At 70.6% G+C, this 11782-nt stretch carries 15 protein-coding genes and 1 pseudogene; 10 read left to right on the forward strand and 6 right to left on the reverse strand.

Going from position 1 to position 11782, the window contains the following annotated elements; all coding sequences use genetic code 11:
• Positions 1 to 121 precede the first annotated feature (121 nt).
• From ACWV17_RS15355 to ACWV17_RS15365, 3 genes are all read left to right on the forward strand, one after another.
• Entirely contained in the window at positions 122 to 373 is a 252-nt protein-coding gene (locus tag ACWV17_RS15355; protein WP_455360137.1) for a hypothetical protein, read from the forward strand.
• 136 nt (positions 374 to 509) lie between these two features.
• Positions 510 to 1667 (forward strand): acyl-CoA dehydrogenase family protein, encoded by a 1158-nt coding sequence (locus ACWV17_RS15360; RefSeq protein ID WP_455354530.1) that lies wholly within the window; start codon positions 510 to 512, stop codon positions 1665 to 1667.
• A 28-nt stretch (positions 1668 to 1695) separates the two neighbouring features.
• Positions 1696 to 2568, forward strand: a complete 873-nt coding sequence (locus ACWV17_RS15365) for an acyl-CoA thioesterase (RefSeq protein WP_455360138.1) — start codon at positions 1696 to 1698, stop codon at positions 2566 to 2568.
• A 44-nt stretch (positions 2569 to 2612) separates the two neighbouring features.
• On the opposite strand, the gene ACWV17_RS15370 is transcribed toward ACWV17_RS15365, so the two are convergent.
• The 6 genes and pseudogenes from ACWV17_RS15370 to ACWV17_RS15395 all read right to left on the reverse strand — a co-directional run bounded on the left by ACWV17_RS15370 (position 2613) and on the right by ACWV17_RS15395 (position 5718).
• Positions 2613 to 2840 (reverse strand): type II toxin-antitoxin system VapB family antitoxin, encoded by a 228-nt coding sequence (locus ACWV17_RS15370; RefSeq protein WP_455360139.1) that lies wholly within the window; start codon positions 2838 to 2840, stop codon positions 2613 to 2615.
• Positions 2841 to 2844: 4 nt separating this feature from the next.
• Entirely contained in the window at positions 2845 to 3183 is a 339-nt protein-coding gene (locus tag ACWV17_RS15375) for a helix-turn-helix domain-containing protein (protein WP_455354532.1), read from the reverse strand.
• Positions 3180 to 3566 carry a type II toxin-antitoxin system RelE/ParE family toxin gene (locus tag ACWV17_RS15380; protein ID WP_455360140.1) on the reverse strand — a complete coding sequence of 129 codons (387 nt, stop codon included), beginning with the start codon at positions 3564 to 3566 and terminating at the stop codon, positions 3180 to 3182. Before ACWV17_RS15380 ends, ACWV17_RS15375 begins: the two co-directional genes overlap by 4 nt.
• A gap of 97 nt (positions 3567 to 3663) precedes the next feature.
• Positions 3664 to 3909: pseudogene (locus ACWV17_RS15385) on the reverse strand (phosphatase); the annotation flags it as partial.
• Positions 3910 to 3928: 19 nt separating this feature from the next.
• A complete protein-coding gene (locus ACWV17_RS15390) occupies positions 3929 to 5035 on the reverse strand; it encodes a sensor histidine kinase (RefSeq protein WP_455360141.1) in 1107 nt (368 codons plus the stop codon).
• On the reverse strand, positions 5032 to 5718 hold the full coding sequence (locus tag ACWV17_RS15395) for a response regulator transcription factor (protein ID WP_455360142.1): 687 nt from the start codon (positions 5716 to 5718) through the stop codon (positions 5032 to 5034). The genes ACWV17_RS15390 and ACWV17_RS15395 overlap by 4 nt, the downstream gene beginning before the upstream one ends.
• A gap of 214 nt (positions 5719 to 5932) precedes the next feature.
• Between ACWV17_RS15395 and ACWV17_RS15400 the strand changes: the two genes are divergently transcribed.
• The 7 genes from ACWV17_RS15400 (at position 5933) to ACWV17_RS15430 (ending at position 11654) form a co-directional block, all read left to right on the forward strand.
• Positions 5933 to 6304 carry a response regulator transcription factor gene (locus tag ACWV17_RS15400; RefSeq protein ID WP_455354536.1) on the forward strand — a complete coding sequence of 124 codons (372 nt, stop codon included), beginning with the start codon at positions 5933 to 5935 and terminating at the stop codon, positions 6302 to 6304.
• Positions 6305 to 6307: 3 nt separating this feature from the next.
• A complete protein-coding gene (locus ACWV17_RS15405; protein ID WP_455354537.1) occupies positions 6308 to 6739 on the forward strand; it encodes a hypothetical protein in 432 nt (143 codons plus the stop codon).
• Positions 6733 to 7881: a phosphotransferase gene (locus ACWV17_RS15410; protein ID WP_455360143.1), complete on the forward strand. Its 1149-nt coding sequence runs from the start codon at positions 6733 to 6735 to the stop codon at positions 7879 to 7881. Before ACWV17_RS15405 ends, ACWV17_RS15410 begins: the two co-directional genes overlap by 7 nt.
• Entirely contained in the window at positions 7878 to 8957 is a 1080-nt protein-coding gene (locus ACWV17_RS15415) for a T3SS effector HopA1 family protein (RefSeq protein WP_455360144.1), read from the forward strand. The genes ACWV17_RS15410 and ACWV17_RS15415 overlap by 4 nt, the downstream gene beginning before the upstream one ends.
• Positions 8954 to 9541, forward strand: a complete 588-nt coding sequence (locus tag ACWV17_RS15420; protein ID WP_455360145.1) for a hypothetical protein — start codon at positions 8954 to 8956, stop codon at positions 9539 to 9541. Before ACWV17_RS15415 ends, ACWV17_RS15420 begins: the two co-directional genes overlap by 4 nt.
• Before the next feature lie 10 nt (positions 9542 to 9551).
• A complete protein-coding gene (locus ACWV17_RS15425; protein ID WP_455360146.1) occupies positions 9552 to 11339 on the forward strand; it encodes an ABC transporter ATP-binding protein in 1788 nt (595 codons plus the stop codon).
• Between the two features lie 135 nt (positions 11340 to 11474).
• Complete coding sequence (locus tag ACWV17_RS15430; protein WP_455354542.1) at positions 11475 to 11654, forward strand: hypothetical protein; 180 nt, start codon at positions 11475 to 11477, stop codon at positions 11652 to 11654.
• Positions 11655 to 11782 lie beyond the last annotated feature (128 nt).

Here is an 11782-nt window from a genome sequence, read left to right on the forward strand (position 1 = left end):
CGTAGCGTTGTCCATGCCAACGCCGCATTCTCACATTGGTCGGACTATGGGCCTCAAGCGCGACATACCCCGCAAAACCGGTACATTCGTCGGCTCTGCCCTCCTGGCCCTATGCCTCCCCTTGTCGCTGTCGGGATTCACCGCAGCGCAGAGCGCGGGGACCGTCTGCACCACGGACCCGGCCGACCGCGCGAACTGCCGGAACCCGAGCGGGACCATCGATCCCGACGGTGGCGACCTGGACGGCGACGGCGTCTTCGAAGATCACGAGCCCGTGGGGCCCGGCTACAAGGATCCGCGCGCCTACGACGGCGGCAAGACGTCGGGCGAAACACAGTGCGAGTGGCTGCGGTCGCAGGGCATCGCCTGCTGACGCCGCCTTCCGGACCGGCCATGAGCGGCCGTACGTGCGCAGCATCACTCTGGACACGCTAGACAACCGCCCGGTAACTTAGGACTGAGCAAGCGCTTAGACATGCACCGCACCACACAGTCCTGAGGAGGCGTCCGTGCGCCGTACGGTTTACAACGAGGACCACGAGGCGTTCCGGGAGACCATCCGGGCCTTCATCGAGTCCGAGGTCATCCCCGTCTACGACGAGTGGTACGCGGCCGGCCAGGCGCCTCGCGACTTCTACTACAAGCTCGGTGAGCTGGGCATCTTCGGCATCAACGTCCCCGAGGAATTCGGTGGCGCGGGTCTGGACACGCACAAGTTCGAGGCCGTGCTCTACGAGGAGACCTCGCGCGCGGGCGTGAACTTCGGCGGCTCCGGCGTACACGTGCTGCTCGCCCTGCCGTACATCAAGCTGCTCGCCACCGACGAGCAGAAGAAGAACTACCTGCCGAAGTTCGTCACCGGCGAGGAGATGTGGGCGCTCGCGATGACCGAGCCGGGCACCGGCTCCGACGTCGCGGGCATGAAGACCACCGCCAAGCTCTCGGAGGACGGCACGCACTACGTCCTCAACGGCGCCAAGACCTTCATCACCGGCGGTGTGCACGCCGACCGCGTGATCGTGTGCGCCCGCACCTCCCCCCCGCGCGAGGACGACCGCCGCTTCGGCATCTCGCTGTTCGCGGTGGACACCAAGTCGGCGGGCTACTCGGTCGGCCGCAAGCTGGACAAGCTCGGCCTGCGCACCTCCGACACCGCCGAGCTGGCCTTCGTCGACGTCAAGGTCCCGGTGGAGGACCTGCTCGGCGAGGAGAACAAGGGCTTCTACTACCTCGGCCAGAACCTGCCCTCCGAGCGCTGGGGCATCGCGTTCGGCGCGTACGCGCAGGCCAAGGCCGCCGTCCGGTTCGCCCAGCAGTACGTGCAGGACCGTACGGTCTTCGGCAAGCCGGTCTCGCACTTCCAGAACACCAAGTTCGAGCTGGCCGCCTGCCAGGCCGAGGTGGACGCCGCCGAGGCCGTGGCCGACCGCGCCCTGGAGGCCCTGGACGCGGGCGAACTGTCCGCCGCCGAGGCCGCGTCCGCGAAGCTGTTCTGCACCGAGGTCGCGCACCGCGTCATCGACAGGTGCCTCCAGCTGCACGGCGGCTACGGGTACATGAACGAGTACCCGATCGCCCGCCTGTACGCCGACAACCGGGTCAACCGGATCTACGGCGGCACCAGCGAGGTCATGAAGTCGATCATCGCCAAGTCGATGGGCCTCTAGGGCAGTTGATCTCCCTTACTGTTCAATCATGAACGAGTCACTGGAGTCCCTGCTCGATCTGCTCGACCTCGAGCCGATCGAGCAGGACATCTTCCGCGGCACCAGCCGCCCTTCGCTGGTGCCGCGCGTCTTCGGCGGCCAGGTCGCCGCACAGGCCCTGGTCGCCGCCGGCCGTACCGTCCCCGAGGACCGCACCGCGCACTCGCTGCACGCGTACTTCCTGCGGCCCGGTGACCCCGGCGCGCCGATCGTCTACACCGTCGACCGGATCCGCGACGGCCGCTCCTTCACCACCCGGCGGGTGGTCGCGGTCCAGCACGGGCAGCCGGTCTTCCACCTCTCCGCGTCATTCCAGACGTACGAGGAGGGCCTGGAACACCAGACGGAGATGCCGGCCGCACCGGACCCGGAATCGCTGCCCACCGCCGCGGAGATGCTGCCGCGCTACCGGGACATCTTCCGCGACCCGGGTGTCGTCGACCGGATGATCGAGGCCCGCTCCGCGGTCGATCTGCGCTACGTGGACACGCCGCCCTGGGGCAGCGTGGGCGAGCCGCGCGAGCCGCGCTCGCAGGTCTGGTTCCGTACCCAGGGCAAGCTGGCGGACGATCCGCTGCTGCACGTCTGCCTCGCCACGTACGTCTCCGACATGACGCTGCTGGACTCGGTGCTGCTCGCGCACGGGCGTGGCGGCTGGACGGTCGGCGATGTGGTGGGCGCGAGCCTGGACCACGCGATGTGGTTCCACCGGCCGTTCCGGGCCGACGAATGGCTGCTGTACGACCAGGAGTCGCCCTCCACTCACGGCGGACGGGGCCTCGGCCAGGCCAGGATCTACACGGCGGACGGCCGGCTGGCGATCTCCGTGATCCAGGAGGGCGTGGTCCGGGTCCCTCGCTGAGCGAGATCGCGCTGCTGCGTCGCCCCGTTCTGCGACCCGCCGCCTTATCGGCGGTAGTTCCCCTTGTCCAGCAGGATGCCGAAGTCACCACGGTCGCCCATGGCTGCAAGCTCCTCCAACGCCGTGAGACGCCGGTGCCGCTGCGCCAACTCATACAGGGCGGCGTTGATGGTGTCCTGCTTCGTCGTAGTACCGAGTACCGAAGCGGCCTCGCTCAGCACGTCGTCGTCGACTTCGACGTAGAGCTTCGACATCCGCTTATCGCTGGTCATCGCCTCAGGCGGCCGTGGTGTGCGCAGTGAAGGCGACGCGGGATGTGTCTCCGTCCAGCTCCAGGCTCAGGGCCGCGTCCATCGCCCGCGCCAGCCGGGCCAGCAGGGGCAACGTCGGCATGGTCCCGCCCAGCTCCAGTTTGGAGATCTGCGGCTGAGTCATCCCGGCCCGCTTGGCAAGCTCGGTCTGCGAAATGCCGAGCTCGGTACGCCGGTCGTAGACGGCCTGCCCGAGGTCGAAAGCCAGCCGGATTTCCTCGCGCATCCGTTCTACCTCGGGGCCCTCGCTGATCCCCTCGGCGACCTGCTTGTCACGGGCGAGTTTCCATCGTGCGTGGTTCATCGCGGCTTTTCCTCCTTGATGATGCGGGTGTATTCCTCATGAGCCGGCTCGTGTTCGGCTTCGCAAACCGCCTGCGCCCGCTGGGCGCGAGCCACTTCGGCGACCTCACGTTGCCGACTCTTGCGGAAGACCGTCAGCAGGATGATCCTCCGTCCCGGGCCCAGCCAATACGGGATACGCACGGCATCACGATCGTTTCCGAGATTGAACCGCAACTCGCGCACCGGGCCACCCAGATGGCGTGAGTACGGTTCTCCGAGGGTGGTTGCGTTGCGCACGAGACGGTCAACGACGTCCTCGACAGCGAGATAGTCGCGGTCCGAAAGGTTGGCCAGCCACAGCCGGACTTCCGGCTCGATCTCAACGACAAAGGGATCTTCCATACAGCGGAACGTATATACGTCTCAGTGTATGGGGCGCCGGAAGCCGTGAGAAGTCCGCCGTACGAGTGAAAGCCTGGCCCGCCTTGACGAACGCTGGTCAGTCCCGTTCCGTCAGCCCCGCCGCGTCCAGCAGGTACGCCGTCAGCGGGTCGTAGAAGCGCGGGTCGGTGACGTGGTCGTCCAGCGGCACCGTCACCTGGAGCGTGCCCTCCGCCTCGCCGAGGAACAGCGCCGGGTCGTTGCTGTCCGCGTACCCCACCGCGTCGATCCCGCGCTGGCCCGCGCAGCCCGCCCAGCCGTGGTCCGCGACCACCAGGTCGGGCTGCGGGCGGCCCTCGGCCGCTAGGACGTCCCGCCGCGCATCAGCCGGCCCCGCCGCGACCCCGCAGCGGGATCTCGGCCCGCACCACATGGCCGCCCTCCGGTTCGGCGCCGGCCCGCAGGGTGCCGCCGACCGCCGCCACCCGGTCCCGCAGCCCGGCCAGCCCCGATCCGCCGGGGTCGGCAGGGCCGCCCGGCGGACCCTCCCCCGCGGCGGGGCCGTTGCGTACCCCCACCAGCAGTCCCGCGGCCGTCCGGCGCACCTCGACCTCCACCGGCGCGCCCGGAGCGTGCCGCCGGACGTTGGCCAGCGCCTCCTGCACCACGCGGTAAGCCGTGTGCTGCACCTCGGGCGAGCACTCGGCGGGGTCGACCGCGTCCAGCTCGGCCCGCACGGTGTCCCCCGCCGCCCTGATCAGCACGCGCAGGTCCGCGAGGCCGGGCCCGGACTCGTCCCGGTCGGCGCCGAGCTGCCGGATGGTCCGGCGCAGGTCGGCCGCCGCGTGCCGGCTCAGTCCGCCCAGTTCCTCTGCCGCCTCGCGGTAGTCGGGGCAGTCCGCGACCGCCGCCAGGGCCGCGGCCTGCAGGCTGATGAGGCTCAGGTGGTGGGCCGCGGTGTCGTGCATGTCCCGCGCGAGCCGCTCCCGCTCCCTCAGTACGGCCTGCTCGGCGGCCAGCCGCCCTTCGCGCTCGCGGGCCAGGGCCAGTTCGCCCACCCGCTGGGCGAGTTCGGCGCGGGAGCGTCCGAGCAGCCCCAGTGACGCCGGAGCCGACGCCAGCATCAGCGCGGTCAGCACACCGAGGGTGGCCTCCGGCAACGACACCGGCTCACTGCCGAACAGGCGCCAGGGAACGAACGCCACGACGGCGACGGCGACGGAGCCCGTGATCACCTCGGCAAGCCGGCGGCGCGTCACCGCCAGCGTGTGCAGCGCGCCGAGCGCGGGAATCCACAGGTAGCCGGTCGACAGGGCCAGCAGTGCCAGGCCGAGGACCGTACGCGGAAAACGTCTGCGCAGGGTCAGCGCGCAGACGACCACGAACGCCCCCGCGAACACCCAGGACGGCCCGAGCGACCTGGTGGCGAACACCTCGGCGACGGCCGCGAGAAGCAGAGCCGCCTCCGCCGCCCTCCCCCACCGGCTCATGCGGCGGCGCCGCCCGAGCCGGCGCGCCCGCCGGACTCCGCCGCTGCCGACGCCCGGTGGGCCGCGGCGGCCAGGGCGACCCGGTTGGGCACGGCGAGCTTCCGTTTCAGCGCACCGACATGGGTCTTCACCGTGGTGACCCCCATGCCCAGGTGAGTGGCTATGTCGCCGTTGGCCAGCCCGGCCGCGATCAGCGCCAGCACCTGGCGCTCGCGGTCGGTGAGCGTCTCCAGACCCGCAAGCTCCCGCGGGGCCGCCACGGGGGCGGTGCCGGCGTACCGGGACATCACTCTCGCACTGACGCCAGGCGTCCAGATCGCGCCGCCCGCGGCCAGCAGCCGCACCGCGTCGATGAACAGCCGTGGCTCGGTGGTCTTGAGCAGAAACCCGGACGCGCCGTCCCGCAGCGCGGCGTCCACGTGCGCGTCTGTGTCCAGGGCGGTGAGCATGGCCACCACCGGCGGCCGGGGCAGGGCGCGCAGTTCACGCAGCACACTGAGACCGTCCTTGGACGGCATACCGATGTCCAGCAGGACCACATCGGGGGCCAGCTTCCGGACGGTCTCGGTCGCCTCGTGTCCGTCACACCCGCCGACGGTCGTGATGCCGTCCGCCGAGTCCAGGATGCGGCGAAGCGCGGAACGTACAAGTTCTTCGTCGTCGACGACAAGCACACGGATCATGCCAGTCCTCCCCCGGTCCCCGCCTCCGGCCTCAAGTCGTAGAGCGAAGGTCGTCCTGCGGTCGGAGAGGCGGGGCGACGACGTCTGCGAGCCTGAACGTGATCCTAAGCCGTGACACGTGCCGACCGAATCCCGGGGACCCGACCATTCCCGGAAGATCTTTCGCGCACCGCGGCGGAATCAGGAAGTACAACGGGGAAACGGGGTACCGGACATGAACCCGGTGACAGTTCAGGACTGCCATTCCGACGAAGTGGCGGCTCTCACCGCCGACTTCACCGCAGCCATCTCGGATCTGACGGAGCGCGAGCGCCAGGTGGTGCTCCGGCTCGCCAGATGTGACAGCAACAGAGCCATCGCCCGCAGTCTGCTCATCACCGAGCGGACGGTGAAGGCCCACCTGTCGAGCGTCATGGCCAAACTCGGGGTGTCCTCCCGGGTGGAGGTCGCCGTCGTGGCACTGCGCCACCACGACCTGCTGTGCCGCTGTGCCGCCGGACGGGGGCGTGTACCAAGGTCCAATACCGGTACGCACCCCGGCCTCGCAGGATGGGCAACACACCCCATCAGTTGCGAGAAGGGCTGACTCATGCCGGTTGCCGATCAGATCGCCGCTCTGTCGGAGATGCAGTACCTCAGCGAGGACGTCGTCCGTGACGTCGTCGCCCGGGAAGGGCTCGACGGAAGCACCAAGCACGTCGGTGTCGACGAGAGCCTGGACATCCTGCGGCGCAAGAACGACGTCTGGATGTCCTTCGACCAGTGGTACGAGGGTCTGGACGAGGGCGGCCGCAAGTACATGGACCTGATGCTGGAGGCGGCCCTCGTCGGGCTGGCCGAGCGGACGGTCGAGGGCGACGCCGCTGCCTACGACGACGAGGCGCGCCGCATCCTGGAGGCCGACGGCGGAAGCGAGCTGACGGACCTGCAGATGATCGGACCCGTCTCGACGGCCGTCACACGCACCATCATCAAGAACACCGTCAAGAAGAACTGCGCCACCAAGTGGGCCGGTTGCTGAACCACGCGGAGGGGATACCGGGCGTCACACCGACTCCCGGTATCCCCGGTCATGTTCCCCTGGACCTGGGGTCCGCCCAGGGCCTTGCCACCGTGCTCGGCCGCAGGCGGGAAAGGCTGGACGACTACGCCCGGATCCAGGTGAGCCCGGGGCGCAACACCGTCGTGGCGCTCGCCCGTCCCGAGGGGCACGGCGTACTGGTCAAGCAGCACCGCGCACGGTCCGACGACCGTTATCCGGCCGAGCGGCTGGTGCACGAGCGGGTACTGCCCGCCCTCGTCCCCGGCGGCGGCGAGATCTTCGTACCGCGTCTGCTGGACTCCTGCCAGGCCGACCGGCTCCTGGAGTTCGAGCTGGTGCCGGGTGCGGTGACCCTGGCCGACCGGGTCACCGAGGGGGCGGGGATCCGGGACGAGTTGTTCGGAGCCCTGGGCCGCTTCACCGGAGCACTCCACGCGGGTTCGCTCCGAGCCGGACTCGCTGCCGGAGCACCCACCGCATCGTCGGCGGACGAGCGCGCCCAACTGGCGGACTACGCCACGCTCTCCGCCGAGACGTACGCCGCGTTCTCGCCCGGCGAGATCCGGCTGGCCGGCCTGGTGCAGCGCGACCGGGCGATGACGGCCGCCCAGCAGGCGCTGCTGGAGGCTTTCCGTCCGCGCTGTCTCATCCATGGCGACCTGCGTGCGGAGAACGTACTGCTGCGGGACGGTTCGGACACCCGGGCCGCCGTCGTGGACTGGGAACTCGCCCGGATCAGCGACCCGGCCGTCGAGCTGGGCTACTTCATCGGAAACCTGCTCCACCGGGTCCTGTACGCGGTCCGCGCCCCCCGTGCCGATGTGGACACCTGGCTGGCCGCCGCCGAACCCGGACTGTCCACCGCCGCCCGCCGTGTCCGCCGCTTCTGGCAGGGATACCTGGTGGGTACGGCAGACCCTGCCGGCCGGCCGCCACTGCTGCCGGTCCTGGTGATGGCTCACGCGGGAGCCGCACTGCTGGCCCGGGTCGCGGGCGACGTGCGGGTGACCGGTCAGGCGACGCCACGGGACCTGCTGGTCGTGGGGCGGGCCCGCGAACTTCTGGTGCATCCCCTGCGGGCGGCCGGGCGCTACCTGGACGAGGCACCGCGGCTGCCATGAGTGACGAGAGGACCATGACCCACCCGACCGACACCACCCACCCGGCCGGCCGCCCGTACGCGGCCGGGAATGCGCGCCCCGACCCGGCCGCGCCGGCCCTGGCCCCTGTCTTCCTGTCCGTGCTCGACGCGGTGGAGTGGCGCGAGCCGCGCAGCGTCGCCGTGCGCTCCCCGGCGGGCACCACCGAGGTGGATCTGAACGGCGGCCGAGCCGTGGCCGAGCTGGGCCGCGTGCTGTACGAAACGTTCCACGCGGGACGGCCGGTGACCGGGCCGGCCGCCGATCCCGACGAGGAGTTCACCGGGCTGCTTCTCGATTCCGTCCGTGTGCCCTGGACCGCCGACCCCGGCTGGCGGGTGGTCCGCACCGAGCCGGACGGCGGTCTGCTGGTGGAGCGGGAGGGGCTGCGTCTGACGGTGGACCCGGCCCGTCACCTCGATCCCGCCGCCGGTTCCGGCGGGCGTTCGGTCGGGGCTGACACCGTCACCCTGCGGCTGCCCGCCTGCCGCCCGAATCTCTCTCCCGGGTTCTTCACGGTGCTCGGCTCCCGCGGTGCGCCCGGCGGCCCGCTGGTCCGCTGGTATCTCAACCTGCCCTCCCGCTCGGCGCCCCGCTTCCTGTCCGAGATCACGGCGCGTCTCGAAGCGGCCGGGCTCCGCTATGCCGTCAAGACACTGGCCGATCCCACGGCGTACGGACGCCGGGACGGCACGGTCCTCTACACCGAGCACGCCGAGCACGCCGAGCACCCCGAGCACACGGGGGCGACCGGCTCGGACCCTGTCGTCGAAGCACTCGCCGCGGCCCTGCCGGCCCTGCCGGAACCGGCCCGCCCGGACATCCCCCCGCTCTGCGAGCGGGTGCTGCCCTGGGTGGGACGCGCCGAGGAACCCGCGGGCGGCGCGGCCGGCCGGCTCAGCTTCGGCGAGCACCGCCTCGATGTGGTGGCGCGCCTGCTCGCAGGTCGTCACGGCGCACCCGTCCAGAGCCTCGTGGCCAAACTCGCCGGCGCACTGGCGGACGCGCACATCGACCCGGCGGCGCCCCACCGCAACCTGCCAGGAGGCCCCTCATGACCACCACGCTGTCCCGCCACACAGCCCCCGCGGCCGCCCCCGCGGCGTCCTGGCCGGCGCGTCCCCGGTGGACCGCTTCGGTCGCGATCACGGCCGTCTGCGTGCTGTCCGTGACCGTGGCTGTGCTCCAGACCCGCCACGGCACCCTGCTGTCGGACATCGGGCTGACCGGTGACTCGGCGCCCGTGTTCGCGGCGGTGCTCGGCATGTTCGACGCCCTGTTCGTCACCCTGGGATGCGCCCTGGTCGTATGGCTGTGCGGCGCGGCGAGGCGGGTGCCCGACCGCCGCTGGTCCGGTGTCCTGGCGGTCACCTCCTGCGCCCTGCTCGGTGCGATCGCCATCGAAATGACCGCGGTTGCAGTGGAGTTGACGCTGACCGGTGCGGCCCCGACCGTGCTCGCCACCTCCCCGGCGCGCTGGACCGGCGTGCAGGCGCTGGGCGCGCTGAGTGTGTCCAACGTGCTGCTGTACGCGGGGCTGGTCACCGGGCTCGTGCGCGGGCGTCGCTGGCCGTGGGCCACGGCAGTTCTGCCGGTCCTTGTGCTGGCGGCCGTCGCCGCTCTCGCCTCGGCCCTGGTCTGAGGGGCGCGCGATGCGAGAGCAAGAGACGGGCGGCGGACCGGACATGGAGAAGGTTCCGCTGCGGACCCTGCTCGCCCACGCCCGCCCGCAGGCGCCCGCCCTGGTCACGGCGTCCCTGCTGGGCGTGGCCGCCGCGGTGCTGGCGCTGGCCCAACCGCTCGTGGTCAAGAAGGTGTTCTCCGACCTGTCGGCGTCCCGGCCGGTGACGACCGCGGTGACGTTGATCGTCGTACTGTTCGTCATCGAGGCGCTGCTGGGGTCCCTGCAGAGCTACCTGCTCGGCCGGATCGGCGAGGGAATCGTGCTCCGGCTGCGCACCACGCTGGTCGGGCGGCTGCTGCGGTGGCCGGTGGCAGCTCACGACCGGCACCGGTCGGGCGACCTGATCTCCCGGGTGAGTACGGACACGACCGCCGTCCGGGGCGCGCTGGCCGCCAGTCTGGCCGACATCCTGGCCGGAGCGCTGACCTTCGCCGGGTCCCTGGCGCTGATGCTCGTACTCGATCCACTGATGCTGGGGGTGACCCTGGGCTGTCTCGTGGTCGCGCTGCTGGCGGTCTTCGCGGTGTCCCTGCGGATCATGGGCGCGACCGTGCAGGCGCAGCGCAGCGTGGGCCGGCTCAGCGCCGGGCTGGACCGGGTACTCAGGGCCGTGCGCACGGTCAAGCTGAGCGGTGCGGAACAGCGGGAGGAGGAGCAACTGACCGCCGAGACCCGTGCGGCGTACCGGGCGGGCATCCGCCAGGCCAAGTTGGAGGCTCTGATCCATCCGGTGACCTCGGTCGCGGTCCAGGGTGCGCTGATCCTGGTTCTGGGGATCGGCGGTGCCCGGGTGGCTCAGGGCTCCATGGAGCTGGGCGAGTTGGTGGCCTTCCTTCTCTATCTGCTCTATCTGGCGGTGCCGATGGGCGCCCTGTTCGGTTCGGTGACCGACCTCCAGGCCGGCCGGGCGGCGCTGGCCAGGATCGAGGAGCTGCTGCGCCAGCCACTGGAGCCGCAGGGGGCGCCGGTGACGCCGGTGGACGAATCCGCGCCGGCGGATCCTGCCGCGGTGGTGCTGCGCGGTGTGGGGTTCGGCTATCCGGACCGCGGCGGACCACCGGCCCTGGCCGGGCTGGACTTCGAGGTTCCGCAACTGTCACGGACGGCGATCGTCGGGCCCTCGGGCGCCGGCAAGTCGACGGTGCTGGCGCTCATCGGGCGGCTGTACGACGCCGGGCACGGCAGCGTGCGGCTGTTCGGACGGGATGTCAGGGATCTGCCGCTCAACGAGCTACGGGCGATGATCGGCCATGTCGAGCAGGAATCGCCGGTGCTGGCCGGCACCTTGCGGTCGAATCTGGTGTACGCCCGCCCCGATGCCTCGCCCGACGAGGTCGAGGAAGTGCTGCGCACGACCAATCTGACCGAGTTCGTGGCGGGCCTGCCCGACGGCCTGGACACGGAGGTCGGCGACGGTGGGGTGCTGCTCTCCGGCGGCGAGCGGCAGCGGGTGGCCATCGCCAGGATGCTGCTGAAGAAGCCACGGGTGCTGTTGCTGGACGAGGTCACGTCTCATATGGACGCCCGGAACGAGCAGTTGCTGGCGCGGACGCTACGGGACGCGGCCGCCCGCTGCACGGTGCTGGTGGTGGCCCACCGGCTCTCCACCGTGCAGGACTCCGACCAGATCCTGGTGATGGAGCAGGGCCGGATCCAGGCCAGGGGTACCCACGAAAGCCTGCTGCGCGAGGACTCCCTGTACGCGCATCTGGCCCGTACCCAATTCCTCACTCCCCTTTCGGAAACCAGGAATTGACTTACTCGAAGAATTACTGCAAGGATGATGAACGAGGGGAATTCGGCAGCCTTCTGCACCGAATCCGCATCCATTCCGCGATGCGCAATTGATTCCCTCCTATTCATTTCAATCCATTCCTCGAAGGAGATACCCATGTCCGTGAACGACCCGTTCAACCTGGACGTACGCGTGGCCGCTCCGCAGGCCGTCGACGCCGACCCGGCCTCGCTGGGCGCCATCGTCCGCACCACGGCCAAGCTGGCCACCAAGGTGACGTGCAAGAGCTGCACGTGCGCCAGCTGCATCACGCAGTGCCCGACGATGTGCTTCTGACGCAGTGACCCAGGGGTGGGGGGGGGGGGGGGGGGGGGGGGGGGGGGGGGGAGGGTCAGCAGACCAACTTATCTCCAACAGAAGAGAAGAAGGCCATATATCACTCACCACCCCCATAGCACGAGCCC

It is taken from the genome of Streptomyces mabaensis, from assembly GCF_053763515.1.

What these genes read in the sequence shown, in the direction of transcription:
- ACWV17_RS15395 (WP_455360142.1), bottom strand. Translation starts at nt 5,718, where the DNA reads ATGATCCGTGTGCTTGTCGTCGACGACGAAGAACTTGTACGTTCCGCG.
- ACWV17_RS15420 (WP_455360145.1), top strand. Translation starts at nt 8,954, where the DNA reads ATGACCACCACGCTGTCCCGCCACACAGCCCCCGCGGCCGCCCCCGCG.
- ACWV17_RS15390 (WP_455360141.1), bottom strand. Translation starts at nt 5,035, where the DNA reads ATGAGCCGGTGGGGGAGGGCGGCGGAGGCGGCTCTGCTTCTCGCGGCC.
- ACWV17_RS15400 (WP_455354536.1), top strand. Translation starts at nt 5,933, where the DNA reads ATGAACCCGGTGACAGTTCAGGACTGCCATTCCGACGAAGTGGCGGCT.
- ACWV17_RS15405 (WP_455354537.1), top strand. Translation starts at nt 6,308, where the DNA reads ATGCCGGTTGCCGATCAGATCGCCGCTCTGTCGGAGATGCAGTACCTC.
- ACWV17_RS15380 (WP_455360140.1), bottom strand. Translation starts at nt 3,566, where the DNA reads ATGGAAGATCCCTTTGTCGTTGAGATCGAGCCGGAAGTCCGGCTGTGG.
- ACWV17_RS15425 (WP_455360146.1), top strand. Translation starts at nt 9,552, where the DNA reads ATGCGAGAGCAAGAGACGGGCGGCGGACCGGACATGGAGAAGGTTCCG.
- ACWV17_RS15365 (WP_455360138.1), top strand. Translation starts at nt 1,696, where the DNA reads ATGAACGAGTCACTGGAGTCCCTGCTCGATCTGCTCGACCTCGAGCCG.
- ACWV17_RS15415 (WP_455360144.1), top strand. Translation starts at nt 7,878, where the DNA reads ATGAGTGACGAGAGGACCATGACCCACCCGACCGACACCACCCACCCG.
- ACWV17_RS15375 (WP_455354532.1), bottom strand. Translation starts at nt 3,183, where the DNA reads ATGAACCACGCACGATGGAAACTCGCCCGTGACAAGCAGGTCGCCGAG.
- ACWV17_RS15430 (WP_455354542.1), top strand. Translation starts at nt 11,475, where the DNA reads ATGTCCGTGAACGACCCGTTCAACCTGGACGTACGCGTGGCCGCTCCG.
- ACWV17_RS15370 (WP_455360139.1), bottom strand. Translation starts at nt 2,840, where the DNA reads ATGACCAGCGATAAGCGGATGTCGAAGCTCTACGTCGAAGTCGACGAC.